The sequence below is a fragment of the Rhodococcus sp. GA1 genome (assembly GCF_024321955.1).
In the GTDB taxonomy this organism is placed as follows: Bacteria; Actinomycetota; Actinomycetes; order Mycobacteriales; family Mycobacteriaceae; genus Rhodococcus; species Rhodococcus pyridinivorans.
The window spans coordinates 579,907-605,597 of the sequence record NZ_CP097186.1; the positions used below are offsets into that span (position 1 = coordinate 579,907).

The window sequence follows — 25,691 nt, forward strand, 5'->3', positions numbered from 1 at the left end:
CCTAGGCCGGGTGCACCGCGCGGACCGTCCCGTCGAAACCGGTCGTGTACAGGACGTTCGGGTCCCAGCCCGGTCCCGAACCGAAGGCGAGCGAGGACATCAGTGGGATGCCCTCGGCGATGCGGCAGCTGTGCCCGGTCGCCGGATCGACCCGCAGGACCGCGCCGGCGAGGTTGAGCGCGATGTACAGCGCGCCGTCGGGACCGATCGTGAGGTCGTCGGGCATAGAGAGCAGCCCCGGCCCGGGCAGGTCGATGCTGCGCACGGGTCCTTCGAGGTCGCGTGCGTCGAGGATGTGGAGCCGGTTGACGTTCTCGAAGGTCGTCACGGTGTAGACGGTGTCGCCGTCGACGGCGATGCCGTTGACGGATCCGAGATCGGTACGGACGACGCGGGCCTCGCCACCGCCGGCGGGCACGAGGGTGAGTCCGACCTCGCCGAGATCGCGTGAGGTGAGCATCGATCCGTCCGACAGCCGGCCGAGGCCGTTGGGCATGACCAGCCCGGTGCCGTGGGTGCCGCGTTCACCCGTGTCGAGGTCGAGCGTGTCGATCGTGCCGTCGGCGATCCCGGCCAACCCCGAGACGGTCGTGTTGCCCACGTTCAGGTACACGGTGGGAACGTCGACGACGATGCCGCCCGGACCGGTCACCTCGGACAGCACGGTGGTCACGCTGCCGTCGGGAGTGATCCGGCGCAGCGCTCCGGGGCCGACGAAGGAGGTGTCCGAGACGAGCAGACCGCCCCGCTCGTCGAACGCCAGGTTCTCGAGGACACCGAGCCCCGACGCGACCGTCGTGACGGACCGCGGTGCGCAGGCAGCCGGAACGAACGCCGCCGGTGCTGTGGCAGCGGGACCGGCCGCCGCCGGTACTGCGGCAGTGGGACCGGCCGCCGCCGGTGCTGCGGCAGTGGGACCGGCCGCCGCCGGTGCAGCGGCCAGGGGTGCCACTGCCACAGCGGCGGCTGCTGCCGCCACCATCGTCGAACGTGCACGCCTGCCCATATGTCTCCCCCTCGCCGATCGCGACCCCCGGCCGCGTGAACCCGATCGCGGCAGGATACCAAGCCGAACGGACAAACAGGACGGACGTCAACGTTCGACGAAACCGTCGAGGTCGCCGCGCGCGGGATCCCACGAGTCGACGACGAGCCGCACCTCACCGGGGGTGTCGCCGGACCGCAGCCACGCGAGGAGCTGTTCGAGTGCCGGCCGGGGGCCCTCGGCCACGACCATGACGCGACCGTCGGGATGATTCGTCGCGTGCCCGACGAGACCGAGTTCGAGTGCGCGGGCACGCGTGAACCAGCGGAAACCGACCCCCTGGACGCGGCCGTGCACCCACGCCGTGAGCCGTTCGACGTCTGCGGGGGCGCTCATCGATCAGTCCTCGGGGGTGATCGTCAGCGAGACCTCGGTGCCCGCCTCGAGGGTGCGGCCCACCGTGCACACCTTGTCGACGGAGCGTTCGACGAGGGCGATGAGGCGGTCCCGTGCGTCTGCGTCGAGCTCCGACAGGTCGAGGACCATCTCCTCCTCGAGGTGCGGGTAGACCTCGTTCTCGCGGTCGGCGGCACCGGAGACGCGGATCGTCGCGTCGTAGTCGTCGCCGAGCCGGCGGGACAGCGGGAAGTCCGAAGCCATGCCGGAGCACGCGGCGAGCGCGATCTTGAGCAGCTCGCCCGGGGTGAAGACGCCCTCGACGCTCTCCGAGCCGATGAGCACCTCGGCGCCGCGGGAGCTGCGTCCGGTGTAACGGCGCGTGCCGGTGCGCTCGACCCACAGCTCGGTGGTGGGAAGGTCGGAAGTCTGGTCAGCCATGGAGGAAATCCTGCCATGTCCCGTCGACCGGGATGTCGCGCAGGATGGTCACGAAGTCCTCGACCTCGGCGGACGACGCGTCGGCACTGCGTCGCAGCACTCCGACCGGTTCGACGGTGCCCGCGGTGGGTAGGTCCAGGCGCCGGACCACGCCGTCGGCGAGGTCGTCCCGGGCCGCGCGTTCGGTGGTGATCCACACGGCGTCGCTGCGCCGCACCACCCCGCGTGCCACGGCGAGGTCGAGTGTCTCGATCAGCCCGACCGGCAGTCGCAGGCCGTGACGTTCGAACAATGCCTCGGTCGCGTGGCGCGGTACGGTTCCGCTGGTCGCGACCACCAGGGGGTGTTCGAGCGTGTCGGCGACGGAGACGGAACGCCCGGCGAGGGGGTGGCCGGGCCGGACGACGAGGATCAGCGTCTCGGCGTACAGGAGCTCGAACGACAGCCCCACCATCCGGGACGGTTCGGCCATGCGCCCGAGGACGACGTCGAGGGCGCCGGCGGCGAGCGCCGACAGCAGGACGGCATTGGGGTCGGTGCGGATCCGGATGTCCAGATCGGCGCGCACGCGGCGCAGCTCCGCCAGAGCTTCGGGGAGTACGTACCCGGCCACGGTGGGTAGGGCCCCGATCCGCAGCGGCTCGCGGGCGGGTTCGGCCGCTCCCGCCAGTGCGGCCACAGCTGCGTCCAGTGAGGTGGTGACGTCCTGCGCGTATCGCAGGAAGCGGTGACCCGCCGCGGTGAGGCGCGCACCGTGTCGGCCGCGGTCGAGGAGTTTCGCTCCGGCGAGCACCTCGAGCTCGTTGAGTGTCTTCGTGACGGCCGGCTGACTCAGCTGCAACAGCTCGGCGGCCCGACCGACCTGACCCTCGCGCGCGACGGTGACGAAACATCTCAGGTGCCGGAGGCGGATGCGTCGCACCTGCTCCGGGACGGACGAGGACGGACCGAACGCGGATTGCATTACTGAAAGTTATGAATCAACTGCCGTTTTGTCAATTTACATGAGTTTTTATTCACCTTATGGTTGTGTCCACAGCTCAGAGATCGGAGATCGCATGTCCACCGGCGAATACGTCGAGCGCGACCACACACTGCACCCACCCGCGCTCACCCCCGGCTACCGCACGTCGGTGCTGCGCGCACCGCGCAACGCGCTCATCACGCCGAAGCCGACCCTGTCGGAGATCACCGGACCTGTCTTCCGCAGCGACGAGCTCGGCGCCCTCGACAACGACCTGATCCTGAACTTCTCGAAGGACGGCCTGCCGATCGGTGAGCGCATCATCGTCCACGGCTTCGTCAAGGACGAGTTCGGCAATCCGGTCGAGGGCGCACTCGTCGAGGTGTGGCAGGCCAACGCCGGTGGCCGGTACCGCCACAAGAAGGACACCTATCTCGCTCCCATCGATCCGAACTTCGGCGGTTGCGGGCGGATGCTCACGGACGCGAACGGCTACTACCAGTTCCGGACGATCAAACCCGGCGCATATCCGTGGGGCAACAGCCGCAACGCCTGGCGCCCGGCGCACATCCACGTGTCGATCCTCGGCCGTGGGTGGGCCCAGCGCCTGATCACCCAGCTGTACTTCGAGGGCGACCCGCTCATCGAGAAGTGCCCGATCGCGCGGACGATCCCGACCGTGGATCAGCTCCGCAGCCTGATCGCCCAGGAGGACCCCGCCTCCAACGCGCCGTTCGACGCCCGCGCCTACCGCTGGGACATCACCCTGCGCGGTCGCCGCGCCACCTTCTTCGAGAACACCGACCTCCCGGGAGCCCCGCGATGAGCCTGCCCACCGATCCCTACCGGCCCGTGCCCCCGCTGCTCCCCCGCGCGATGGTCACGCGTTTCCCGGAAACGCCCTCGCAGACCGGCGGCCCGTACGTCCACATCGGGCTCGCGCCGCAGCAGGCCGGCTTCGACATCTTCGACAACAACTTCGGCAACGTCCTCGTCACCGACGAGACCGAGGGCGAGCGAATCGTGTTGGAGGGCCGCGTCATCGACGGCACCGGCACCCCGGTGCGCGACGCCCTGCTCGAGAGCTGGCAGGCGAACGCGCACGGCCGGTACGCACATCCGGACGACGCACAGGACAAGGATCTCGATCCGAACTTCCGCGGCTGGGGACGCACCGGCGGCGACTTCGAGACGGGCGTGTTCACGATCGAGACGATCAAGCCCGGGGCCGTCACCAACCCCGACGGCTCCGTCTCGGCACCCCACATCCTGCTGGTGATCTTCGCGCGCGGAATCAACCTCGGGCTGCACACGCGGGTCTACTTCGAGGACGAGGCCGGGCTCAACGCCGAGGATCCCGTCCTGAAGGGCATCGAATGGGAGGTGCGGCGCAACACCCTGATCGCGTCGCGTTCCGAGCGCGACGGACGCACCGTCTACACGATCGACATCCGGCTGCAGGACACTCCGGACGGTGGCGCCGAGACGGTCTTCTTCGACATCTGAACCACCACCTTTCCGAACGGCCCGGTATGCGCGTGCGCTACCGGGTCGTTCGCGGTCGTGGCTGACACTTCGGGCAGCTGTACGACGAGCGGTTCATGAACTTCTCGCGGCGGATCGGCGCGCCGCAGCGTCGGCACGGCTCGTTCTCGCGTCCGTAGACGTTCAGGGAACGCTCGAAGTAGCCGGACTCCCCGTTGACGTTGACGTACAGGGCGTCGAACGACGTACCACCCTGCCCGAGGGCCTCCGCCATCACCTCGGTGGCCGCATCGAGAGCCGACCGGAGCTTCGGACGCGACAGCGCGTCGGTGGGCCGGTTCCCGTGAATCCTTGCGCGCCACAGCGCTTCGTCGGCGTAGATGTTGCCGATGCCGGAGACGACGGTCTGGTCGAGCAGCGCACGCTTGATCTCGGTGTGCTTGGTGCGCAGCACGGCCACGACCGCATCCGGGTCGAACCGGGGATCCATCGGGTCGCGGGCGATGTGCGCGACCGGCAGCGGCAGACGATCACCGTCCACCTCCACGAGCGGGGCCAGGGCCCAGCCTCCGAAGGTGCGCTGGTCGACGAAACGCAGATCGGCACCGTTGTCGAGGACGGCGCGGATACGCAGATGCTTCTCGTCCGGCACGGTCGGAGGCTGCACGAGCATCTGCCCGCTCATCCCCAGATGCACCACGAGAGCCAGATCGGCCGGTTCGAGCACGAGCCACATGTACTTGCCGCGGCGCTCGACCGAAGCGACCTTCTGACCGGTCACCTGCAGTGCGAGATCGCGCGGACCGGGCTCGTGCCGTCGGACGGCACGCGGATGCAGCACCTGCACCGAGTCCACAGTCGCGCCGACGACGTGCGCGTCGAGTCCGCGACGGACCACGTCGACCTCGGGAAGTTCGGGCACCTGCGGTCAGTTGTCCTCGGTGGGCGTGTCGGCGGATCCGGACTGCTGGTCGGAAGCCCCGGCATCACCGGTCTCGGCAGCAGTGCCCTCGGTCAGCGCGTTCCATGCGGCCGACGCGGCCTTCTGCTCGGCTTCCTTCTTGGTGCGTCCGACACCGGTGCCGTAGGGATTGCCACCGATGAGGGCGGTGGCGGTGAATTCCTTGTCGTGATCCGGACCGGTGGCGGTGATCTCGTAGGCGGGAACACCGAGACCGCGCTCGGCGGTGAGTTCCTGCAGACTCGTCTTCCAGTCCAGACCGGCACCGAGGCGCGGGCCGCGTTCGAGCAGTGCGGCGAACAGGCGCAGAACCACTTCGCGCGCGACGTCGATGCCGTGCGCGAGATGGACGGCGCCGAGGAGCGATTCCATTCCGTCGGCCAGGATGCTGGCCTTGTCGCGTCCGCCCGTCAGTTCCTCGCCCTTGCCGAGCAGGAGATGCACTCCGAGCCCGCCTTCTCCGAGGCCGCGCGCCACCTCGGCGAGCGCGTGCATGTTGACAACGCTCGCGCGGATCTTGGCGAGTTCGCCCTCGGACTTGTCCGGGTGGGTGAGGTAGAGCTTTTCGGTCACCGCGAGCCCGAGGACGGCATCGCCGAGGAACTCGAGACGTTCGTTGGTGGGCAATCCGCCGTTCTCGTAGGCGTACGAGCGGTGGGTGAGCGCCAAGGACAGGAGTTCTGCGTCCAGAGGCACGCCGAGGGCGGCGAGGAGAGACTCGTGGCTCTCTTCGCCGCCCTCGGTAGCTGTTTCGGAGGACTTGCTCGTCACGTGAATACCGATTAGACGGGCGCGGTCACCTGACGGCCGTTGTAGGTGCCGCACGACGGGCACGCCACGTGGGGCAGCTTCTTCTCTCCGCAACCCCGGTTCGGGCAGGTGACGAGCGTCGGCGCAGTGGTGTTCCACTGGCTGCGCCGCGACCGGGTGTTGGAACGCGACATTCTGCGCTTGGGGACGGCCACGTCTACTTCTCCTCGTTGTTCGAGCTGTCGATTTGACTGCTGGGTTCTTCGGAGCCCGCGCCGAACTTGGCTGCCAACCCAGCCCAGCGAGGATCCATTGTCTCATGACGGTGCCCGGATTCTGCAATCGCCAGGCGAATGCCGCATTCGGGGCACAATCCCGCACAGTCGTCACTACACAACGGCTGCAGCGGAAGTTCCAGACCAACCGCGTTCACGAGGACCGGTTCGAGATCGATCAGATCGTTCTCGACGCGGTACACCTCGTCGTCCTCGGTGGTCTGCTCAGTGACGCTGTTCGGGTAGGCGAACAGCTCGGTGAGGTACACGTCCACCGGCTCGGTGAACGACTCGAGGCATCGAGAGCACTCGCCGAGGGCGTCGACACGAACACTACCGGTGACCAGGACGCCCTCGGACACCGACTCCAGGCGGAGATCGAGATCGATCTCGGAGCCTTCCTCGATCGCGATCAGATCGAGCCCGATGCGCGAGGGTGACGGCACCTTCCGCTCGACCGTACGCATCGAACCGGGCCGGCGACCCAGGGAGAGCGTGTCGAACACCAGCCCCGAGTCCCGGCCGGAACGGGACGTGCTGGAATCACGGGTGGACACGGGGAACTCACCTTCTTCGGACGACGCAGGACGCGACTCGGTCGTGATAGGGCAACCGCTCCATGATACGCGATGGGCGGCAGGAGCGAAAATCCCGCGGGTCAGCGGCGACGGCTCGCCCGGTGGTCGGCCTCCGCGAAGTCGGGAGCACCCGACAGCCGCAGCTGCTGCCGGCCGCGGCCGACGGACCGCAGCGTGGTGCCGAGCAGTTCCTCGAACTCTCCCAGCTTGCCGTCGATGTACTCGTCGCACTCCGTCCGGAGACGGTCGGACTCGGCGTGGGCCGAATCGATGACACGCGCCGACTCGGCGTGTGCGGCCTGCACGACCTCGGTCTGCGACACCAGACGTGCCTTCTCGGCCTCGCCCTCGGCCACGGAACGCTCGTAGGACGCCTGCCCGGACTCGACCAGACGGTCGGCCTCGACGCGGGCACGCCCGGTCACGCTCTCGTACTGCTTGTTGCCCTCGGCGACGAGATCGTCGGCCTCGGCCTGCGCATCGCGCACCAGTTCCTCGGCGTGGGCGCGGGCCTCCTTGACCATCCGGTCCGCTTGGGCCTTCGCGTCCGCGAGCATGCGGTCGGCGTCGGCGCGCGCGTCCTCGAGGAGGGTGCGTGCCTCCTCGTCGGCGTCCCCGACCGTCTTGTCGGCCTGAGCCCGCGCGTCGTTGATCAGCTTGTCACGGTGATCGAGGACGTCCTGCGCGTCGTCGAGTTCGGGCGGCAACGCATCGCGCACGTCGTCGAGCAATTCGAGGACATCGCCGCGCGGTACCACGCAGCTCGCCGTCATCGGAACGCTACGTGCCTCTTCGACGATTGCGACCAGCTCGTCGAGTGCCTCGAATACCCGGTACACGCCCAACCCCAATCACTCGCTCGACACGACCGGTGCGGCCGCGCCGCCGTCCAGTCTGCCGCAGCGCAGGGCACGCTCGTGTGCCCTGCGCTCGGTGTGTCGGGATACGGCCGTCACAGGCCGTGCGGAGGGTCCGGTCTATTTCGCGGCGGCCCGCTCGGCCAGGCGCGTGAGCAGACGATCGTGCACGGAGCCCGGCAGCATCTCGGAGACGTCGCCACCGTAGGTCGCGACCTCCTTGACGAGCGAGCTCGAAAGGTAGCTGTAGACCGGGTTGGTGGCGACGAACAGCGTGTCGACGCCGGTGAGCTTGTGGTTCATCTGCGCCATCTGCAGCTCGTAGTCGAAATCGTTGGCGCCGCGCAGGCCCTTGACGATCGCGGTGATCCCCCGCTCGCGGGCGTAGTCGACGAGCAGGCCCTGCCAGGCGTCGACCGTGACGTTCGGCAGGTGCGACGTGGCCTCGGTGAGCATCTCGAGGCGTTCGTCGATCGTGAACATCCCCTGCTTGTTGGGATTGATCGTGACGGTCACGACGACCTCGTCGAACTGGGCCGAGACCCTGCCGATGACGTCGAGGTGTCCGTTGGTGACCGGGTCGAAGGATCCTGGGCAGACCGCGCGGCTCATGACCCAGCACCGTAGCAGGTGGCGATTTCCACTCTCGTCTCGCCGTAGCGCTTCGACCTGCCGACCTCGAATCTCTGCGGCCACACCGTTTCCGGTGATCGCGACGACCGTTCGACCACGACGATCGAGCCGTCCTCGACCCAACCTCCGGACACCAGCGTCCCGAGCACGCCGGTGACGGCCTCCTCGGTCACGGCGTAGGGCGGGTCGGCCAGGACGAGGTCGTAGACGCGGTCGGGGGTGCCCGCAAGCACGGCGGATACCGGTGCGGTGCGCAGCACCGCACCGGACAGTCCGACCGTCGCGATGTTCTCGCGGATCACGCCCGCCGCCTTCGCGTCGGACTCGACGAGCATCGCGTGCTCGGCGCCGCGGGACAGCGCCTCGAGGCCGAGCGCCCCCGACCCCGCGTAGAGGTCGAGGACGGCGGCCCCGTCGATGTCCATGCGTGCGTCGAGCGAACTGAACAGGGCTTCGCGCACCCGTTCGGAGGTGGGCCGGGTTCCGCGGGGCGGCACCTTCAGGCGCCGCCCCCCTGCCCGGCCGGCGACGATCCGTGTCACTCGGCGCTGTCTCCCGTGGACACCTCGACGAGCAGGTCGCCACCTTCGACCTGTTGCACCGGCCCGATCGCGACGCGCGTGATGCGGCCGCCGCGCGGCGCGGTGATCGCGGCCTCCATCTTCATGGCCTCGATCGTGGCGACGGTGTCGCCCGCCGAGACGCTGTCGCCCTCGGACACGACGAGGGTGACCATGCCGGCGAACGGCGCCGCGACGTGACCGGGATGGTTGCGGTCGGCCTTCTCCGCGGCAGGGGTCTCCGCGGCCACCGAGCGGTCGCGCACCGACACCGGGCGCAGCTGCCCGTTGAGGATGCACATGACCGTGCGGTAACCCTTCTCGTCGGCATCGGAGATCGCCTCGAGGCCGATGAGCAGTTCGACACCCTTGTCCAGGCGCACCCGGTGCTCGTCGCCGTGCCGCAGACCGTAGAAGAACTGGTTGGCCGACAGCTCGGTGGTGTCGCCGTAGGTCTCGCGGTGCTGCTCGAACTCCTTCGCGGGGCCCGGGAAGAGCAGGCGGTTGAGCATGCGGCGACGCTCGTCGGACGAACCGCCGAGGGCCTTCTCCTCCTCCGGCGCGAGCGGGGTGATCGGCTTGGGCTCGGCGCGGCCCGACAGCGCCTTGCTGCGGAAGGGCTCCGGCCAGCCGCCGGCCGGGGTCCCGAGATCGCCGCGCAGGAAGCCGATCACCGAATCGGGGATGTCGTACTTGCCGGGCTCGGCGGCGAAGTCGTCGACCGAGACGCCCGCGCCCACGAGGTGCAGCGCGAGGTCGCCGACGACCTTGCTCGACGGCGTGACCTTGATCAGGCGGCCCAGGAGGCGGTCGGCGCCGGCGTAGGCGGCCTCGACTTCTTCGAATCGGTCGCCGAGGCCCAGCGCGATGGCCTGCTGGCGCAGGTTCGACAGCTGACCGCCGGGGATCTCGTGGGTGTAGACGCGGCCGGTCGGTGCGGGCAGCCCCGACTCGAACGGTGCGTACACCTTGCGCAGCGCCTCCCAGTACGGCTCGAGATCGCACACGGCCTGCAGGTCGAGACCGGTGTCGAACTCGCTGTTCGCCGCGGCGGCGACGATCGCCGACAGGGCGGGCTGGCTCGTCGTACCGGCCAGCGCCGCGGACGCACCGTCGACGGCGTCGGCACCGGCGTGCCAGGCCGCAAGGTAGGTGGCGAGCTGACCGCCCGGGGTGTCGTGCGTGTGCACGTGCACCGGCAGATCGAAGTTGCTCCGCAGCGCCGACACGAGCGTCGCGGCGGCCGGGGCGCGCAGCAGACCCGCCATGTCCTTGATGGCCAGGACGTGCGCACCGGCCTCGACGATCTCCTCGGCCAGACGCAGGTAGTAGTCGAGCGTGTAGATCGACTCGTTCGGGTTCGACAGGTCGCCGGTGTAGGACATCGCGACCTCGGCGAGGGTGGTGCCGGTCTCGCGCACCGCGTCGATTGCCGGACGCATCTGGTCGACGTTGTTCAGCGCGTCGAAGATACGGAAGATGTCGATGCCGGTGTCGGTGGCCTCCTGCACGAAGGCGCGGGTGACGGCCTCCGGGTAGGGGGTGTAGCCGACGGTGTTGCGTCCGCGCAGCAGCATCTGCAGGTTGATGTTCGGGATCGCCTCGCGCAGCGCCGCGAGCCGCTCCCACGGATCCTCGTGCAGGAAGCGCAGTGCGACGTCGTAGGTCGCGCCGCCCCACGCCTCGATCGACAGCAGTTGCGGCGTCATCCGGGCCACGTGCCCGGCCACCGTCAGCAGGTCCTTGCTGCGCACGCGGGTCGCGAGCAGCGACTGGTGGGCGTCGCGGAAGGTGGTGTCGGTGACGCCGATCGCCTTCTGGTCACGCAGCGCACGGGCGAAGCCCTCGGGTCCGAGCTCGAGCAGGCGCTGACGCGAACCGGCCGGCGGCTCGGCGTTCAGGTCGATCGCGGGCAGCTTGTCGTGCGGGTAGACCGTCGTGGTGCGCTCGCCGTGCGGCTTGTTCACCGTCACGTCGGCGAGGTACCGCAGGATCTTGGTGCCGCGGTCGGCGGACGAGCGCAGAGTCAGCAGGTGCGGGCGTTCCTCGATGAACGAGGTGTTGACGTTGCCGCCGCGGAAGTCCTCGTCGTCGAGCACCGCCTGCAGGAACGGGATGTTCGTGGCGACACCGCGGATACGGAACTCGGCGACCGCGCGGCGCGCGCGGGCGACGGCGGTCTCGAAGTTGCGGCCGCGGCAGGTGAGCTTGACGAGCATCGAGTCGAAGTGGGCGGAGATCTCCGCGCCGACCGAGGTGCCGCCGTCGAGACGGATACCGGCACCACCCGGAGTGCGGTAGCCGGTGATGCGGCCGGTGTCCGGACGGAACCCGTTGGCCGGGTCCTCGGTGGTGATGCGGCACTGCAGCGCCGCGCCGCGGATGGTGATGCCCTCCTGCGACAGGCCCAGTTCCTCGAGCGACTCGCCTGCGGCGATACGCAGCTGGGACTGCACAAGGTCGACGTCGGTGATCTCCTCGGTGACCGTGTGCTCGACCTGGATACGCGGGTTCATCTCGATGAACACGTGGTTGCCGCGTTCGTCGACGAGGAACTCGACGGTGCCCGCGCACTGGTAGCCGATCTCCTTGGCGAAGGCGACGGCGTCGGCGCAGATGCGGTCGCGAAGCTCGGGATCGAGATTCGGGGCGGGGGCGAGCTCGATGACCTTCTGGTGGCGGCGCTGCACCGAGCAGTCGCGCTCGTACAGGTGGATGACGTTGCCGTGCTTGTCGGCGAGGATCTGCACCTCGATGTGCCGCGGGTTGACCACGGCCTGCTCCAGGAAGACGGTGGGATCACCGAAGGCCGCGTCGGCCTCGCGGGAGGCGGCTTCGATGGCCTCGCGCAGTTGGGAGGGCTCGGCGACCCGGCGCATGCCGCGTCCGCCACCGCCGGCGACAGCCTTGACGAAGACCGGGAAGTTCATCGTTTCCGAGGCGGCGACCAGCTCGTCGACGTCCGACGACGGCTCCGACGACGCCAGCACCGGGAGGCCGGCGGCCTTCGCCGAGGCGATCGCGCGGGCCTTGTTGCCCGTCAGTTCGAGGATCTCCGCCGACGGACCGACGAAGGTGATGCCCGCTTCGGCGCACGCCGCGGCGAGGTCCGGATTCTCGGAGAGGAAGCCGTAGCCGGGGTAGATCGCGTCGGCACCGGCCGACACGGCCGCTTCGACGATCTTCTCGACCGACAGATATGCGCGGACCGGGTGCCCCTCCTCACCGATCTGATAGGCCTCGTCGGCCTTCAACCGGTGCAGGGAGTTCCGGTCTTCGTACGGGAACACCGCGACCGTCCCGGCGCCCAGTTCGTAGGCGGCACGGAATGCGCGGATCGCGATCTCGCCACGGTTGGCGACAAGCACTTTCGAGAACATTGGTCGACGGTACCGCGACGTAACATGCCGCCTTCGACGCGCGTTCCACATCGTGGGACAAGGCGCCCGGATGGCACGACTGGAACGATGCAGTCGGCCCCGTCGTAACACGGCGTCAACATGCCGGGCACGGCCACCGAAACCTCACCGCGGGTTCTGCGGCACGGTGTACGGAACGTAACTCAGGACTTGTCGAGATAGGCGACGCGCTCGGCGTCGAGCGCGGCCCGCACCATGCTTGCGAGCCCCGGGTGGTGTTCGAGGCCAGGATCCTTCTCCGTCACCGTCCGGGAGAAGTCGCGAGCCGCCTCGATGACGTCGGCGTCGTCGACGAGCGAGAGTAACCGCAGCGTCGACACGGTGCCGGACTGGGCGACGCCGAGGACGTCACCCTCCCGGCGCAACTGCAGGTCGAGCTGGGCGAGTTCGAAACCGTCGGTGGTGCCGGCGACGGCCTCGAGCCGCATCATCGTCGGGGTCGCGGGCTTCGCGTCGGTCACGAGCAGGCACAGGCCCTGATGGCCGCCACGACCGACGCGACCCCGCAGCTGGTGCAACTGGCTGACACCGAACCGGTCGGCATCGACGATCACCATCACGGTCGCGTTCGGCACGTCGACACCGACCTCGACGACGGTCGTGCACACGAGCACGTCGAGCTCCGCGGCGTTGAACGCCTGCATCACCGCGTCCTTCTCGTCGCCGGGGAGGCGACCGTGCAGCAGCCCCACCCTCAGATCCCGCAGCGGACCGGAAGTGAGGAACTCGAACTGCTCGAGCACAGAGACGGTCTCGGGCGGGGCCTGCTTACCCTTCCCCGTTCCCGACGGCTCGGGCCCGTCCGGATCGAAGAGCGCGTCGTCGTCGGAATCGCCGTCGCCGATGCGGGAACACACCACGTAGGCCTGCCGCCCCTCGGCGACCTCCTCGCGGATGCGTTCCCACGCGCGGTCGACCCACTTCGGATGCACCTTCGCCGGCACCACGCGGCTGACGATCGGCGACCGTCCTCTGGGGAGTTCGCGCAGGGTCGAGACCTCGAGGTCGCCGAGCACCGTCATCGCGATGGTGCGCGGGATGGGTGTTGCGGTCATCACCAGCACGTGCGGGGACGCGCCGTCGCGACCCCGCGAGCGCAGTGCGTCGCGCTGTTCGACACCGAAGCGGTGCTGCTCGTCGATCACCACCAGGCCGAGGTCGAAGAACTGCACCGTGTCCTCGATCAGCGCGTGCGTGCCGATGACGATGCCGGCATCGCCCGTCACCGCCTCGTTGAGCGCGGCCCGCTTGCGTGCGACCCCCATCGAGCCGGTCAGCAGGGTCACGCGGGTCGCGAGTTCGTGAGCGCCGAGTTCGCCCGCCGCGGCGAGATCGCCCAGCATCTTCGTGAGCGAGCGCGCGTGCTGCGCCGCGAGCACCTCGGTGGGTGCGAGCAACGCGCACTGCCGACCGGAGTCGATCACCTGCAGCATCGCCCGTAGCGCCACGATGGTCTTGCCGGAACCGACCTCGCCCTGGAGCAGCCGGTTCATGGGGTGTTCGCGTGCGAGATCGGCCGCGATCTCGTCGGCCACCGAGAGCTGTCCGGCCGTCAGTTCGAAGGGCAGCCGCCGGTCGAACTCGTCGGCGATCCCGCCCTCGCGGCGCGGGCAGGACGGCGCCGACCGCACCTCGACGTCGTGCCGGCGTCCGGCGAGCACGAGCTGCACCGCGGCGGCCTCGTCGAACCGCAGACGGTCGCGTGCCCGGTCGATCTCCTGCTTCGTGTCGGGCAGGTGGATCGAGCGGAGCGCCTCGTCGAGGCCCACGAAGCCGTGCTCGTCGCGCACCCACTCGGGCAGCGGATCGTCGACGTGGTCGAGCTGGTCGAGCACCTGCCGCACGCAGCGCATGACGGTCCACGACTCGACCTCGCGGGTCGCGCGGTACATCGGGATCAGCGCGCGGTCGAAGACCGACATGTCGACTCCCGATCCGTCCTGCGCGGTGCGGGCGAGACCCGCCAGGGCGCCGGCGCCCCGCACCCGCGCGGGGGTCGCCGAGACCAGGTCCTCGGCGTCGCGCGGTTCGGGCAGCACGAGATAGCTCGGATGGGTCAGGCTCCACTTGTCGCGGAAGTACTTCACGGTGCCGGAGAACATCGCGCGCACGCCGGGCTTGATGTTGTGCTTGACCCGGTGCGGGTTGAAGAAGGTGACGTCGATGCTGTGGCGATCGGAGCGCAACCGCACCGCGAGGCGTTTGCCGGCGCGGGATTTCATCGGCACCTCCTGCGCCGACTCGACCCGCGCGATGATCGTGATGTGCTGGCCCTCCGCGGGCCGGCTCTCGCCGAGTTCGGCGCCCTGGGTGGCGTAGCGGTGCGGATAGTGCCTCAGTAGATCCTCGACGGTGGTCATCCCGAACGCGTCGTGCAAGGCGTCCGCCGTCTTGCGGCCGAGGACATGATCGAGCCGGTCCGCGAGTGTCGCCACTGCCGTCCCTTCCGCTACTCATGCGGTGGCCTCGCGGCGCACCGGCTACTCGACGCCGAGCTGCAGCAGGTCGCTGCGCTGACCGCCCTGGTAGACCGCCACGTCGATCTCCGGGTGACGGCGATCGAGGTGGGCGGCCAGTTGCTCGACGAGTCCGTCGGGGGCGTCGGCGCCGACCAGCATCGTCACGAGCTCGCCGCCCGCGGCGAGAATCCTGTCGAGCAGCGACGCTCCCGCTGTCACCAGATCATGCTCGATCACTACGACATCATGGCCGGCCAGTCCGAGACTGTCGCCGGGCTCGCACGTTCCGACCCAGGTCAGCGCGCGTTCGTTCGCGTACCGCAGCGATCCCCAGCGCACGCACGACGCCGCCTCCGACATCGTGAAGGCGTCGTCGACCGTCGCGCGCATCGGATCGTGCACGGCCAACGAGGCCAGCCCCTGGACGACGGAGGAGGACGGCAGGAACATCACGTCACGGTCGTCCCGCCGCGCCCGGGCGCCCACGGCGACGACGTCCTGCGCGGAGAGCGCACCGTTGGGCAGCACCAGGACGTCCCGGCTCGGCAGTGCCCGGATCGCCTCGAGCAGTTCGTCCGGGGCTGAGATCTCCTCGGCCCGCAGCACCCGGGCACCCTCCGCCTCGAACAGTTCGGCCGCGCCCTCGCCGCCCACCACTGCGAGGACGGCCCGGGACTGTTCCTCCGCCGACTCGGCACGGACCCGGGCGGGGGCCGTGCCCAGCGCCACGGGACCGTCGCCGCACCCGCGACGCGCGGACTCGAGCGCGAAGCACGTGATGTCGATGCGGCTCAGCGAACCCGCCGCGAGACCGGCCTCCACGGCAGCTCCGGGCTCGCAGCAGTGCACGTGAACGGACCAGCACCCCGATCCCCCGGAAACGATCGCGACCGAGTCGCCGAGCGCGTCGAGGGAGGACCTCAAGGCATCCATGCGCGCGTCGTCGGAATTCCCGACGAGATACATCACTTCGTACTCCTGCTGGTCGCTGTCGTGACGTTCGTCGACGATCTCGGGTTCGACGACAGGCCGCGAGGTGCCGGCGAGCACCATCCGGCGATCGGGCCGTATTCCGGTGGTGACCTCCACCAGGCAGTCGAGCAGCACGAGCAGGCCGAGGCCGCCGGCGTCGACGACCCCTGCCTCGGCGAGGACGTCGAGCTGGGTGGTGGTGCGCTGCAGCGCGTCGGCGGCGGCGTCGGCACTCGCGACGGCGACATCGCACAAGGTCGCATCCGTCTCCGAAGCGACGCGGGTCGCGCCCTCGGCCGCAGCTTCGAGGACGCTGACGATGGTGCCCTTCGCGGGTGCGCTGAGCGCTCCGGTCACGAGCGTCGCGGCGTTGGAGAAGGCGGCGGCGAGGTCCCGGGCGCCGACCGTCGTCAGTCCCGCGATCGCGTCGGCGAGACCGCGCAGTGCCTGTGCCAGGATGATCCCGGAGTTGCCCCGCGCCCCGGCGAAGGCACCACGCGCGAGCCCTTCGGCGACGTCGGATGCGGTGAGCGCGCCGTCCACGGGCCCGCCGATCCGGGCCGCCGCGGCCTGCAGGGTGATCAGCAGATTGTTTCCGGTGTCCCCGTCGGGCACCGGGAAGACGTTGAGCGAGTTGATCTCCGCTCGGCGCTGTTCGAGCGCTTCCACACCGAACTCGACCCACCGGCGCAGCGCCCGCCCGTCCACCGTGTCCTCGGCTCCGAGCAACGATTCCACCCCCTTCGCCTCGTCCTGCGAGCATCGTCCACCTCTGCGATCGGTACCGTTGCGCACGGTGCCGAGCCCTGGCGAACAGGTTAGCCGCGAGTCGTCGCACCGTCCGGTTTGGCCAACCGCCCTCGAGTTCGCTAAGCTTGCCGGGTTGCCTCGCACGGGCGGCTCGTTCCCCGTGTTCGCAAGGCGAAACAACAGACAGAAGATCTATCCACTAGACACAAGGAGTTCGCGACATGGCTGCCGTCTGCGACGTATGCGCCAAGGGCCCCGGCTTCGGGAAGTCGGTCTCGCACTCGCACCGGCGTACCAACCGTCGCTGGAACCCGAACATCCAGAGCGTGCGCGCTCAGGTTGCACCGGGCAACACCCGCAAGATGAACGTGTGCACCTCCTGCCTCAAGGCCGGCAAGGTCGTCCGCGGCTGATTCCCGGTCGAGTCGTCGCGAAGGCCCCCTGCGCTGATTGCGCAGGGGGCCTTCGCCGTTCGATCCTGCGGCCCGATATCGTGCGGGAATGACCGAGAACCAAGTTTCCTTCCCCGACAGCGACTCTCTCCGTTCACTGGTGAGCGTGGAGGACCGCGTCCTGCGGATCGCCGTGGCGACCTCCGAGCACGGCACCTCCCTGTCCCCCGCAGGGATGGAGCAGGGCATCGCAGCCCTGCGTGCGGCAGGCCCGGAGATCGGCGCCGTGCTGCTCGTCGGTGAGGGTGCGAACTTCTGCGCGGGCGGCAACGTCCACGGATTCGCCGCGGCCGAGGACCGTGGCGCCCACCTGCTCGAGATCGCGAACCTCTTCCATGACTTCGTGCGCGCACTGGAGAAGGCGGCCGTGCCGGTCGTCGCCGCCGTGCACGGCTGGGCCGCCGGCGCCGGCATGAGCCTGGCGCTGCTCGCCGACATCGCGCTCGCCGGCCCCGGCACGAAGATGCGCGCCGCGTACCCGTCGATCGGCTTCTCCCCCGACGGCGGCATGTCGTGGACCCTGCCGCGGATCGTCGGCCCGTCGCGGGCACGGGAGATCATCATGACCGACGCCGTGATCGGCGCCGACGAAGCCGTGCGCCTGGGTCTGCTCAGCCGGCTCGTCGCCGACGGCGAGATCCAAAGCGAAGGGTTGCGACTCGCACGAACCCTCGCGCACGGCCCCACGCAGTCCTACGCCGCCATCCGCTCGCTCGTGGCGGGCTCGGCCGGACGATCGCTGTCCGACCACCTCGATGCCGAAGCCGCCTCGATCTCCGCGGCCGCGACGACGCCCACGGGTATCGAGGGTGTCGACGCCTTCGTCGCCAAGCGGCGTCCGGACTGGGATTCGGCCCGCGCCTGACATCCGGGCGGCGGATCGGTGGTCAGGGCAGTCGCCAGTCCACCGGTTCGCCGCCCTGCTCGACGAGCAGGGCGTTCACGCGGCTGAACGGACGCGACCCGAAGAATCCGCGTGAGGCCGACAGCGGGGACGGGTGCGCCGACTTCACGGTGGGCACACCACCGAGCATGGGTTCGAGGGTCGCCGCGTCGCGGCCCCACAGGATCGCGACGAGCGGGGTACCGCGCGCGACCAGCGCGCGGATCGCCTGCTCGGTGACGGCCTCCCAGCCCTTGCCGCGATGCGAGGCCGGCTGGCCCGGCGCGACGGTGAGGACCCGGTTGAGCAACAGGACACCGTGCTCGGTCCACGGCGACAGGTCGCCCGTGGAGGGCTGCGGCAGACCGAGATCGTCGGTGTACTCGCGGTAGATGTTGGCGAGACTGCGCGGGATCGGCCGGACGGCCGGAGCCACCGAGAAGCTCAGTCCCACAGCGTGACCCGGAGTGGGATAGGGATCCTGCCCGACGATCAGGACGCGGACGGACTCGAACGGCTGCGTGAAGGCACGCAGCACGTTCGGACCGGACGGCAGATAACTGCGGCCCGCGGCGAGTTCGGCGCGGAGGAACTGCCCCATCGCGGTGATGTCACCTGCGACGGGTTCGAGTGCTCGCGCCCAACCCGCCTCGACGAGTTCGGACAGGGGCCGACCGGAACGGGGCTCGTCCGCTCCCCCGGCCGCGGACTGTGTGTCGACGGTGTCGGCCACCTGTCACTCCTGGTCGATGCGGCGGAGGGCGGTCCGGTAGTAGGCGGCGTTCGCCGCATACATCTCGGCGTTGGCGTCGAAGTTGTTCTCGGGGATCTCGTAGCCCTCGCGGACCTTCGCGGGGATACCCATCGCCATGCGGCGGGGCGGCAGTTCGAAGCGCGGCGGGATCAGGGCGCCGGCGGCGACCTGCGCGCCGGCACCGATGACCGATCCGTTGAGGACGAGCGAACCCGAGCCGATCAGCGCGCCGTCACCGATCGTGGAGCCCTCGATGTGCGCGTTGTGCCCGACGACGCACCGCGCGCCGATGACGGTGGCCTCGATCGCGGTGCAGTGGATGATCGTGCCGTCCTGGATGTTGGTCTTCTCCCCCACGGTGATCGTGCCGTAGTCCCCGCGCAGCACCGCCGAGGGCCACACGGAGGCACCGGCACCGAGGGTGACGTTGCCGATCACGACCGCGTCGGGGTGAACCCACGCGTCGGGATGGATATCGGGGACACGCTCGCCGAGTGCGTAGACAGCCATGACTGCAGAACCTATCTCGAGCGAACCCCACCCGGAGTGAGCGGCCTAGAGACCAGCGCCCGCCGCGAAGCTCTCCCAGCCGCCGGATCCGTCGTGGCGCTGCCCGTCGACCGTGACGCCGGAGCCTTCCAGGACCACGCCGATCGGCCGCCATCCGTCCGGCAGGGTGACCTCGCGAGGGAAGCAGGCCGCGAGGGCGTGATCCTCGCCACCGGTGAGGATCCATTCCCACGGGTCGGCCGTCAGTACCCGACCGGCCTCGCGGAGTTGCGTGTCGGGAGCGAGTGCACCGGAGTCGAGGTCGATCGCGACCTCCGAGGCCGTGCAGATGTGCCCGAGATCGGCGACGAGACCGTCGGAGATGTCGGTGCAGGCGTGGGCGCCGGCTGCGGCCGCTGCAGGACCTGCGGCGTAGGGCGGAGTAGGCACACGATGCGCAGCGACGAGTTCGGGGAAGTCCCGGTTGCCGGCCAGCAGCAGGGCCAGACCCGCCGCGGAGCGACCGGTGCGACCGGCGAGGGCGACGACGTCACCGGGGCAGGCGGCGGAGCGGAGCAGCGGTGGCCGTCCGTCGAGTTCGCCGAGCACGGTGACCGAGACGATCACCTGACCCGCCTGCACGAGATCGCCTCCCACGACTCCGGCGCCGACCTCCTCCGCAGCCTCCCCGATGCCCGCCGAGATGCCGTCGAGCACGGCGACGGGAGTCTCGGGCGGACAACCGAGGCCGACGACGAAGGCCGTGGGGCGTGCGCCGACCGCGGCGACATCGGCTCCGTTCTGGGCGACCGCCTTGCGTCCCACCTCTTCCGGGCTCGACCAGTCGAACCGGAAGTGACGTCCTTCGACCAGCATGTCGGTCGAGATCGCGATGCGCCCGTCGGCCGCTGTCACGACCGCCGCATCGTGGCCCGGCCCGACGAGTGTGCTGTCGGGTTGCCGCCGTGCTCTCACCGCGCGCTCGATCACGGGGAATTCGCCGATGTCGGCGACGGTGGGTCCGGTCGGGTTCGTCACGGTGACGGTCGCCTCTTTCTCGGTCGCCGGTGGGAGAGAGCCGGCACGTGCCCTGCTACGTTCGATCACGCTACCGCCCCCTGCCCCCGAGCCCGGATGCTGGACACGATGACCGACACCTCTGCTTCCGATCGCGAACCTTCCGACGACGCCCCCGCCGAGGCACCCGGATCGGACGGGACGCGACGCAGTCCCGCTCTGATCGCCACGGCGATCGCATTGCCCGTCGCTCTGCTGGTCGGCGTGGTGGTGGCGGCCGTGATCGTGTCGCAGTCACCTGTGAACACGCCTGTCGGCCTCGGTCCCGTGCCCGCTCCGGAGGCGGAATCCGAATCCTGCTCGCAGTTGCTCGACGCGCTGCCGGAGGAGCTCGGCGACTACACGCGCGCCGAACTGGCCGACCCGGCACCGGTGGGTGCTGCGGCCTGGCAGTCGGACGACGGCGAGGAGGTCGTCCTGCGTTGCGGTCTCGACCGGCCCGACCAGTTCGACCGAGCGGCGGCGCTGCAGGTGATCGACGACGTGCAGTGGTTCGAGGTGTCGGGCGCCGAGCAGGGCATCCCGGCGAGTACGTGGTTCGCCGTCGACCGTCCGGTCTACGTGGCCTTGACCGTGCCCGACGGATCCGGGCCGACCCCGCTGCAGGACATCACGGCGACGATCTCCACGACGCTCCCGCAGCAGGAGATCGATCCGGCGCCGATCCGCTGAGCCGGACGGACGAGAAAGGTCGGCCCCGGCACCGTGATGTGGTGCCGGGGCCGACCGTGTTCGTCGCCGCGTCGATCAGGACGCGTGCATGGTCCCCGTGCGCTGGTAGCGCTCGTGGAAGGAGAACGCCTCACCGAGCAGGTGCGGGGTGTGACCTGCTCCGGGGGTGGCTTCTGCGCGCTCGATGTAGTCGAGCAGTTCGGCGCGGTAGTCGGGATGCGCGCAGCGCTCCACGACGACCCGCGACCGACGGCGGGGGGACAGTGCGCGCAGATCGGCGAGACCCTGTTCGGTCACGATGACCTGCACGTCGTGCTCGGTGTGGTCGACGTGCGGCACCATCGGGACGATCGACGAGATCGCGCCGTCGCGGGCCGTCGACGGGCTCAGGAACATCGACAGGTAGCCGTTGCGCGCGAAGTCGCCGGAGCCACCGATGCCGTTCATGATGCGGGTGCCCATCACGTGGGTGGAGTTGACGTTGCCGTACACGTCGGCTTCGAGCATGCCGTTCATGGCGATGATGCCGAGTCGGCGGACGATCTCGGGATGGTTGCTGATCTCCTGCGGCCGCAACATGATGTGGTCGCGGTAGAAGTCGATGTTCTCGACGAAGTCGTTCAGCCCCGCTTCGGACAGTGCGAGGGAAGTCGCCGAGGCGAACCGGACGGTGCCGTGTTTGACGAGGTCGAGCATGCCGTCCTGGATGACCTCCGAGTAGCAGGTCAGCCCCCGGTACGGTCCGCTGTCGAGACCGGCGAGAACGGCGTTGGCGACGTTGCCGACACCCGACTGCAGCGGAAGCAGCGTGTCGGCGGGCAGCCGTCCCGCGGCGACCTCGTGCGCGAAGAAGTCGAGGACGTGGTCGGCGATGGCCCGGCTGGTGGCGTCGGGCGCCGTGAGCGCGGTGGCGCTGTCGGAACGGTCGGTCTCGACGACCGCGACGACGCGTTCCGGATCGATCCGGAAGTAGGGCTGGCCGATGCGGTCCTCGACGTCGGTGAGGTCGATCGGACGACGGTTCGGGGGAAGCGCGGTGCCGTAGTAGACGTCGTGCACGCCGTCCATGGCGGCGGGGATCCACGAGTTGACCTCGAGGATCACCTTCTCGGCGACGTCGAGCCAGGTCTTGTTGTTACCGATGGACGTGGCGGGGATCAGCTCGCCCGTCTCCGTGATGCCGGAGATCTCGACGACGGCGACGTCGATGTGTCCGTAGTAGCCCTCCCAGACCTGCTGGGCGACGTGCGACAGGTGTATGTCGACGTAGTCCATCCGGCCTTCGTTGATCCGCCCTCGGGCGGTGGGCTCTGCCTGGTACGGCATACGCAGCGCGATTCCGTCGACGTCGGCGAGCATGCGCTCGGTGTCGGAGGCCACCGACGCTCCGGTGAGCAGGTTGATCCGGAAGTCGCCGCCGGTCGCCCGCGTGCGCCGGATGTGTTCGGCGAGGGCCGGGGTCACTGCCTTCGGGGTGCCTGCGCTGGCGAAGCCGCTGATGGCGACCGTGTCGCCGGGGCGAATCCACTGGACGGCGTCCTGAGCCGACACGATCTTCTTGCGGTAGGTCTCATGACGTACCCGAGCCTCGGCCGGGGTCACGACGACCGCCTCCACAGACGGCGCTGCGGGGGATGAAAGGGCTGCGTACATGACGACGACCATAGCGGCGCGGATGATCCGCTCATCACACTCGGTCCGGATCAGCGATCGCCGTCACCAATTCGGACACAGAGTGCCACGAGTCGCACTCCAAGATCGATGCAATCGGAAGTTGTTGTTTCGCAAGCTTTTACATCATGCTCTCTGCCACGTCGACTGACACTGGGTGCCACCCTCTTTCGTGAGAGCCACTCCGTCGCCATCTCTAGGGTATCCCCGTTCGCCGCCGCGTCAGTACCGTTCGCCGCCCCCGGAGAACCGTTCACCGTCGCCGTGACGGAACGTCGTCGGGCACGATTGCAGCATGACGAACTCCACCGACCTGTTGCGCGACGATGCCGAGCACCTCCTCCGCGAGCTGGCAGGCCCCGATGCCCGGCTCCGCGACGACCAATGGGTCGCGATCGAGGCGCTCGTGGTACACCGTCGCCGCGCCCTCGTCGTCCAGCGCACAGGCTGGGGAAAGTCGGCCGTCTACTTCATCTCCGCCAAACTGCTGCGCCGGCAGGGCCGCGGTCCCACGGTGATCGTCTCGCCGCTGCTCGCCCTGATGCGCAACCAGGTCGCGGCCGCCGAGCGGGCGGGTGTCCACGCCGCGACCATCAACTCCGGCAACGTCACCGAATGGGCGGCGATCCACGAGCGGATCGCGGCGGGTGAGGTCGACGTCCTCCTCGTCAGCCCCGAACGCCTCAACAACCCCGACTTCCGCGACCAGGTCTTGCCCTCCCTCGCCCGCGACGCCGGATTGGTGGTCGTCGACGAGGCGCACTGCGTGTCGGACTGGGGTCACGACTTCCGGCCCGACTACCGCCGCATCCGCACCCTCGTCGCCGAACTCGGCGACGACATCCCGGTCCTGGCGACGACGGCGACCGCCAACGACCGGGTGGTCGCCGACATCGCCGCCCAGCTCGGTGTCGGCGGCAACAGCGATGTCGGCGGGAGCAACGATGCCGCCTCCGGTGGCACGCTCGTGCTGCGCGGTGGCCTCGACCGTCCGTCGCTGCACCTGTCGGTGGTGCGGATCGACGAGCCGGCGCGACGCGCGGCGTGGCTCGCGCAGCATCTGAAGGATCTGCCGGGCTCGGGCATCGTGTACGCGCTGACGGTCTCCGCCGCCCGCGACCTCGCCGCGCTGCTCGCCGACCACGGTTACGCGGTGGCCGCGTACACCGGACAGACCGAACCGACCGAGCGCGAACAGCTCGAGGCCGATCTGGTCGACAACAAGGTCAAGGCGCTCGTCGCGACCTCGGCGCTCGGCATGGGCTTCGACAAACCCGACCTCGGCTTCGTGGTGCACCTCGGCGCTCCCTCGTCCCCGATCTCCTACTACCAGCAGGTCGGGCGTGCGGGTCGCTCCACCGAACGCGCCGAGGTGGTTCTGCTGCCCGGCCCGGAGGACCGCCGGATCTGGCAGTGGTTCGCCTCGGTCGCCTTCCCGGACGAGGAGCTCGTACGACGCGTGATCGCGGCGCTCGATACCGAACGGCCGGTATCGACACCCGCGCTCGAACCGCGGGTCGACCTCACGCGCTCCCGCCTGGAGATGGTCCTCAAGGTCCTCGACGTCGACGGAGCGGTGAAGAGGGTCAAGGGCGGCTGGATCGCCACCGGGCAGCCCTGGGTGTACGACGAGGAGCGCTACGGGCGCCTCGAGGAGGCCCGCGCCGCGGAACAGGAGGCGATGCTCGAATACGAGCGCACCACCGAGTGCCGCATGGTCTTCCTCCGCCGGCAGCTCGACGACCCCGATCTCGACGCTGCAGGCACCGGCTGCGGCCGGTGCGACAACTGCATCGGGTCCCGGTGGGAGACGTCCGTCGGCGACGACGAGGTCGCCCGGACCCGCGCCCGCCTCGAACGCCCCGGCGTCGATCTGCCGCCGCGCCGGCAGTGGCCCACGGGGATGTCGACCCTCGGGATCGCGCTGTCGGGCCGGATCACGGACGGTCCGCGCCCGGGGCGCGTACTGGGCCGGTTGTCGGATCTGGGATGGGGACCGCGACTGCGCGAACTGCTCGACGGGCCGGACCGCGAGGTGCCGAAGGCGGTGGTCGACACGTCGATCGCGGTGCTCGCCGCGTGGGACTGGGAGGAGCGGCCCACCGCCGTCATGGCCATGGACTCCCCCACACATCCCCTGCTCGTCGAGTCACTCGCGTTCCGATTGGCACAAATCGGACGATTACGAGATCTAGGTGTATTGCGACGCCGAAGCGGGAATACGGAGCCGACGGCAGCGAACTCGGCATATCGGGTCGCCGCACTGATCGATGCGTGGGAGCGACCCGACAACCTCGGGTCGAGTGGTCCGATCCTTCTCGTCGATGCGGTGACCGACACCGGCTGGACGTTCACGATGGCGGCGAGAACTCTCGTCGCCGCGGGAGCCGACGCGGTGTTGCCGTACGCACTCGCGAGCCCGAAGTAATCGCCACGAGGAGGACCGACGTAACATGTTTGTGACCGGCATCACAACATGCGCTCGACCTGCACGGACCACAGGGTTCCGATCCCGATTCCGGACACGGGCGTGATCTCGACACCGGAAGTTGTTAGGTTGAAAGGACATATGAGGCCCGTCAAGGAAAGAAGTACCCCGACCCCCGACTCGGCTGAATCGAATACCGCGACCACCCCTTCGGAGGTGGCCGCAACCGAGTCCGGTAGTGAGCCGGCTGCAATCGAATTCCGGCGTCCGCGTATCGCCGACGGTAGACGACTCTGGCAGATCGCGCGTGATTCGCAGGTTCTCGACGTCAATTCCGGTTACGCATATGTGTTGTGGTGTCGCGATTTCGCCGACACATCGGTCGTCGCAACGGATGACACCGATCGCCCCGTGGGATTCGTGACCGGCTACCGCCGTCCCGACTCCCCGAACACCCTGTTCGTCTGGCAGGTGGCAGTCGACGCAGACCAGCGTGGACGTGGAGTGGCCGGCCGTATGCTCGACGCTCTGCTCGACCGACTCGAGCCGCTCGGCGTGACCCGTCTGGAAACGACGGTGAGTCCCGACAACGAAGCGTCGATCGCAATGTTCACCGCTCTCGCGCGTCGCCGCGGAACGCATATCACTCGCACCGAGTTGTTCGCGCCCGACGATTTCCCCGATTCACATCTGGCCGAGGATCTCTACACCATCGGCGAATGATCGCAGCGCGTGTGCGCACGACATCTTCATAATTCTCGAATAATCACAGGAGGACCA

The 25,691-nt window shown here is 69.3% G+C and carries 25 protein-coding genes; 7 read left to right on the forward strand and 18 right to left on the reverse strand.

Features of this window, described 5'->3' with window-relative positions:
- Nucleotide 1: 1 nt before the first annotated feature.
- The 4 genes from M3330_RS02810 to M3330_RS02825 all read right to left on the reverse strand — a co-directional run bounded on the left by M3330_RS02810 (nucleotide 2) and on the right by M3330_RS02825 (nucleotide 2,786).
- The gene (locus tag M3330_RS02810) at nucleotides 2-1,006 is read right to left on the reverse strand and encodes an SMP-30/gluconolactonase/LRE family protein (RefSeq protein WP_255026927.1); all 1,005 of its coding nucleotides are present in this window, start codon (nucleotides 1,004-1,006) and stop codon (nucleotides 2-4) included.
- 87 nt (nucleotides 1,007-1,093) lie between these two features.
- The gene (locus M3330_RS02815) at nucleotides 1,094-1,381 is read right to left on the reverse strand and encodes an acylphosphatase (protein ID WP_006551215.1); all 288 of its coding nucleotides are present in this window, start codon (nucleotides 1,379-1,381) and stop codon (nucleotides 1,094-1,096) included.
- A gap of 3 nt (nucleotides 1,382-1,384) precedes the next feature.
- Entirely contained in the window at nucleotides 1,385-1,822 is a 438-nt protein-coding gene (locus M3330_RS02820) for an OsmC family protein (RefSeq protein WP_006551214.1), read from the reverse strand.
- Nucleotides 1,815-2,786: a LysR substrate-binding domain-containing protein gene (locus M3330_RS02825; RefSeq protein WP_006551213.1), complete on the reverse strand. Its 972-nt coding sequence runs from the start codon at nucleotides 2,784-2,786 to the stop codon at nucleotides 1,815-1,817. The genes M3330_RS02820 and M3330_RS02825 overlap by 8 nt, the downstream gene beginning before the upstream one ends.
- Nucleotides 2,787-2,880: 94 nt before the next feature.
- On the opposite strand from M3330_RS02825, the gene pcaH reads away from it, so the two are divergent.
- Nucleotides 2,881-3,612: a protocatechuate 3,4-dioxygenase subunit beta gene (gene pcaH, locus M3330_RS02830; protein ID WP_006551212.1), complete on the forward strand. Its 732-nt coding sequence runs from the start codon at nucleotides 2,881-2,883 to the stop codon at nucleotides 3,610-3,612.
- Complete coding sequence (gene pcaG / locus M3330_RS02835; RefSeq protein ID WP_006551211.1) at nucleotides 3,609-4,292, forward strand: protocatechuate 3,4-dioxygenase subunit alpha; 684 nt, start codon at nucleotides 3,609-3,611, stop codon at nucleotides 4,290-4,292. The genes pcaH and pcaG overlap by 4 nt, the downstream gene beginning before the upstream one ends.
- 37 nt (nucleotides 4,293-4,329) lie before the next feature.
- On the opposite strand, the gene mutM is transcribed toward pcaG, so the two are convergent.
- The 10 genes from mutM to M3330_RS02885 all read right to left on the reverse strand — a co-directional run bounded on the left by mutM (nucleotide 4,330) and on the right by M3330_RS02885 (nucleotide 16,473).
- Nucleotides 4,330-5,193, reverse strand: a complete 864-nt coding sequence (gene mutM / locus M3330_RS02840; protein ID WP_255026929.1) for a bifunctional DNA-formamidopyrimidine glycosylase/DNA-(apurinic or apyrimidinic site) lyase — start codon at nucleotides 5,191-5,193, stop codon at nucleotides 4,330-4,332.
- Between the two features lie 6 nt (nucleotides 5,194-5,199).
- Nucleotides 5,200-6,003: a ribonuclease III gene (gene rnc, locus M3330_RS02845; protein WP_006551209.1), complete on the reverse strand. Its 804-nt coding sequence runs from the start codon at nucleotides 6,001-6,003 to the stop codon at nucleotides 5,200-5,202.
- Nucleotides 6,004-6,014: 11 nt separating this feature from the next.
- A complete protein-coding gene (gene rpmF, locus M3330_RS02850; protein WP_006551208.1) occupies nucleotides 6,015-6,197 on the reverse strand; it encodes a 50S ribosomal protein L32 in 183 nt (60 codons plus the stop codon).
- 2 nt (nucleotides 6,198-6,199) lie between these two features.
- Complete coding sequence (locus M3330_RS02855; protein ID WP_006551207.1) at nucleotides 6,200-6,814, reverse strand: DUF177 domain-containing protein; 615 nt, start codon at nucleotides 6,812-6,814, stop codon at nucleotides 6,200-6,202.
- 101 nt (nucleotides 6,815-6,915) lie between these two features.
- Nucleotides 6,916-7,674: a DivIVA domain-containing protein gene (locus tag M3330_RS02860; RefSeq protein ID WP_006551206.1), complete on the reverse strand. Its 759-nt coding sequence runs from the start codon at nucleotides 7,672-7,674 to the stop codon at nucleotides 6,916-6,918.
- A gap of 138 nt (nucleotides 7,675-7,812) precedes the next feature.
- Nucleotides 7,813-8,304 carry a pantetheine-phosphate adenylyltransferase gene (coaD, locus tag M3330_RS02865; protein ID WP_006551205.1) on the reverse strand — a complete coding sequence of 164 codons (492 nt, stop codon included), beginning with the start codon at nucleotides 8,302-8,304 and terminating at the stop codon, nucleotides 7,813-7,815.
- Entirely contained in the window at nucleotides 8,301-8,867 is a 567-nt protein-coding gene (gene rsmD / locus M3330_RS02870) for a 16S rRNA (guanine(966)-N(2))-methyltransferase RsmD (protein WP_255026933.1), read from the reverse strand. Before rsmD ends, coaD begins: the two co-directional genes overlap by 4 nt.
- Nucleotides 8,864-12,265 (reverse strand): pyruvate carboxylase, encoded by a 3,402-nt coding sequence (locus M3330_RS02875; protein WP_006551203.1) that lies wholly within the window; start codon nucleotides 12,263-12,265, stop codon nucleotides 8,864-8,866. Before M3330_RS02875 ends, rsmD begins: the two co-directional genes overlap by 4 nt.
- 182 nt (nucleotides 12,266-12,447) lie before the next feature.
- Entirely contained in the window at nucleotides 12,448-14,739 is a 2,292-nt protein-coding gene (recG, locus tag M3330_RS02880) for an ATP-dependent DNA helicase RecG (protein ID WP_255026936.1), read from the reverse strand.
- Nucleotides 14,740-14,784: 45 nt separating this feature from the next.
- A complete protein-coding gene (locus tag M3330_RS02885; protein WP_255026938.1) occupies nucleotides 14,785-16,473 on the reverse strand; it encodes a DAK2 domain-containing protein in 1,689 nt (562 codons plus the stop codon).
- Between the two features lie 233 nt (nucleotides 16,474-16,706).
- Between M3330_RS02885 and rpmB the strand changes: the two genes are divergently transcribed.
- Nucleotides 16,707-16,898: a 50S ribosomal protein L28 gene (gene rpmB, locus M3330_RS02890; RefSeq protein WP_006551201.1), complete on the forward strand. Its 192-nt coding sequence runs from the start codon at nucleotides 16,707-16,709 to the stop codon at nucleotides 16,896-16,898.
- Nucleotides 16,899-16,986: 88 nt separating this feature from the next.
- On the forward strand, nucleotides 16,987-17,802 hold the full coding sequence (locus M3330_RS02895; RefSeq protein WP_006551200.1) for an enoyl-CoA hydratase/isomerase family protein: 816 nt from the start codon (nucleotides 16,987-16,989) through the stop codon (nucleotides 17,800-17,802).
- A 22-nt stretch (nucleotides 17,803-17,824) separates the two neighbouring features.
- On the opposite strand, the gene M3330_RS02900 is transcribed toward M3330_RS02895, so the two are convergent.
- The 3 genes from M3330_RS02900 to M3330_RS02910 are packed head-to-tail and all read right to left on the reverse strand — an operon-like array spanning nucleotide 17,825 to nucleotide 20,101.
- Complete coding sequence (locus M3330_RS02900; protein WP_255026939.1) at nucleotides 17,825-18,553, reverse strand: uracil-DNA glycosylase; 729 nt, start codon at nucleotides 18,551-18,553, stop codon at nucleotides 17,825-17,827.
- Nucleotides 18,554-18,556: 3 nt separating this feature from the next.
- Nucleotides 18,557-19,084, reverse strand: a complete 528-nt coding sequence (locus M3330_RS02905) for a gamma carbonic anhydrase family protein (RefSeq protein ID WP_120282228.1) — start codon at nucleotides 19,082-19,084, stop codon at nucleotides 18,557-18,559.
- A gap of 45 nt (nucleotides 19,085-19,129) precedes the next feature.
- Nucleotides 19,130-20,101, reverse strand: a complete 972-nt coding sequence (locus M3330_RS02910) for a thiamine-phosphate kinase (RefSeq protein ID WP_255026940.1) — start codon at nucleotides 20,099-20,101, stop codon at nucleotides 19,130-19,132.
- 96 nt (nucleotides 20,102-20,197) lie between these two features.
- Here M3330_RS02910 and M3330_RS02915 point away from each other — a divergent pair, with 96 nt between their 5' ends.
- Nucleotides 20,198-20,812, forward strand: coding sequence for a DUF3515 domain-containing protein (locus M3330_RS02915; RefSeq protein WP_255026942.1), 615 nt, complete (start codon nucleotides 20,198-20,200; stop codon nucleotides 20,810-20,812).
- Nucleotides 20,813-20,887: 75 nt separating this feature from the next.
- On the opposite strand, the gene M3330_RS02920 is transcribed toward M3330_RS02915, so the two are convergent.
- On the reverse strand, nucleotides 20,888-22,429 hold the full coding sequence (locus tag M3330_RS02920) for an acetyl-CoA hydrolase/transferase family protein (protein ID WP_255028810.1): 1,542 nt from the start codon (nucleotides 22,427-22,429) through the stop codon (nucleotides 20,888-20,890).
- Between the two features lie 349 nt (nucleotides 22,430-22,778).
- On the opposite strand from M3330_RS02920, the gene M3330_RS02925 reads away from it, so the two are divergent.
- Nucleotides 22,779-24,911 (forward strand): ATP-dependent DNA helicase RecQ, encoded by a 2,133-nt coding sequence (locus M3330_RS02925; protein WP_255026943.1) that lies wholly within the window; start codon nucleotides 22,779-22,781, stop codon nucleotides 24,909-24,911.
- Between the two features lie 216 nt (nucleotides 24,912-25,127).
- Nucleotides 25,128-25,634, forward strand: coding sequence for a diaminobutyrate acetyltransferase (ectA, locus tag M3330_RS02930; protein WP_006551193.1), 507 nt, complete (start codon nucleotides 25,128-25,130; stop codon nucleotides 25,632-25,634).
- The last annotated feature ends 57 nt before the right edge of the window (nucleotides 25,635-25,691 follow it).

Coding starts and splice junctions, on each gene's coding strand:
- M3330_RS02815 (WP_006551215.1), bottom strand. CDS start 1,381: ATGAGCGCCCCCGCAGACGTCGAACGGCTCACGGCGTGGGTGCACGGC.
- M3330_RS02875 (WP_006551203.1), bottom strand. CDS start 12,265: ATGTTCTCGAAAGTGCTTGTCGCCAACCGTGGCGAGATCGCGATCCGC.
- pcaG (WP_006551211.1), top strand. CDS start 3,609: ATGAGCCTGCCCACCGATCCCTACCGGCCCGTGCCCCCGCTGCTCCCC.
- M3330_RS02905 (WP_120282228.1), bottom strand. CDS start 19,084: ATGGCTGTCTACGCACTCGGCGAGCGTGTCCCCGATATCCATCCCGAC.
- M3330_RS02825 (WP_006551213.1), bottom strand. CDS start 2,786: ATGCAATCCGCGTTCGGTCCGTCCTCGTCCGTCCCGGAGCAGGTGCGA.
- pcaH (WP_006551212.1), top strand. CDS start 2,881: ATGTCCACCGGCGAATACGTCGAGCGCGACCACACACTGCACCCACCC.
- M3330_RS02810 (WP_255026927.1), bottom strand. CDS start 1,006: ATGGGCAGGCGTGCACGTTCGACGATGGTGGCGGCAGCAGCCGCCGCT.
- M3330_RS02820 (WP_006551214.1), bottom strand. CDS start 1,822: ATGGCTGACCAGACTTCCGACCTTCCCACCACCGAGCTGTGGGTCGAG.
- coaD (WP_006551205.1), bottom strand. CDS start 8,304: ATGAGCCGCGCGGTCTGCCCAGGATCCTTCGACCCGGTCACCAACGGA.
- M3330_RS02925 (WP_255026943.1), top strand. CDS start 22,779: ATGACGAACTCCACCGACCTGTTGCGCGACGATGCCGAGCACCTCCTC.
- M3330_RS02915 (WP_255026942.1), top strand. CDS start 20,198: ATGCTGGACACGATGACCGACACCTCTGCTTCCGATCGCGAACCTTCC.
- M3330_RS02895 (WP_006551200.1), top strand. CDS start 16,987: ATGACCGAGAACCAAGTTTCCTTCCCCGACAGCGACTCTCTCCGTTCA.
- rpmB (WP_006551201.1), top strand. CDS start 16,707: ATGGCTGCCGTCTGCGACGTATGCGCCAAGGGCCCCGGCTTCGGGAAG.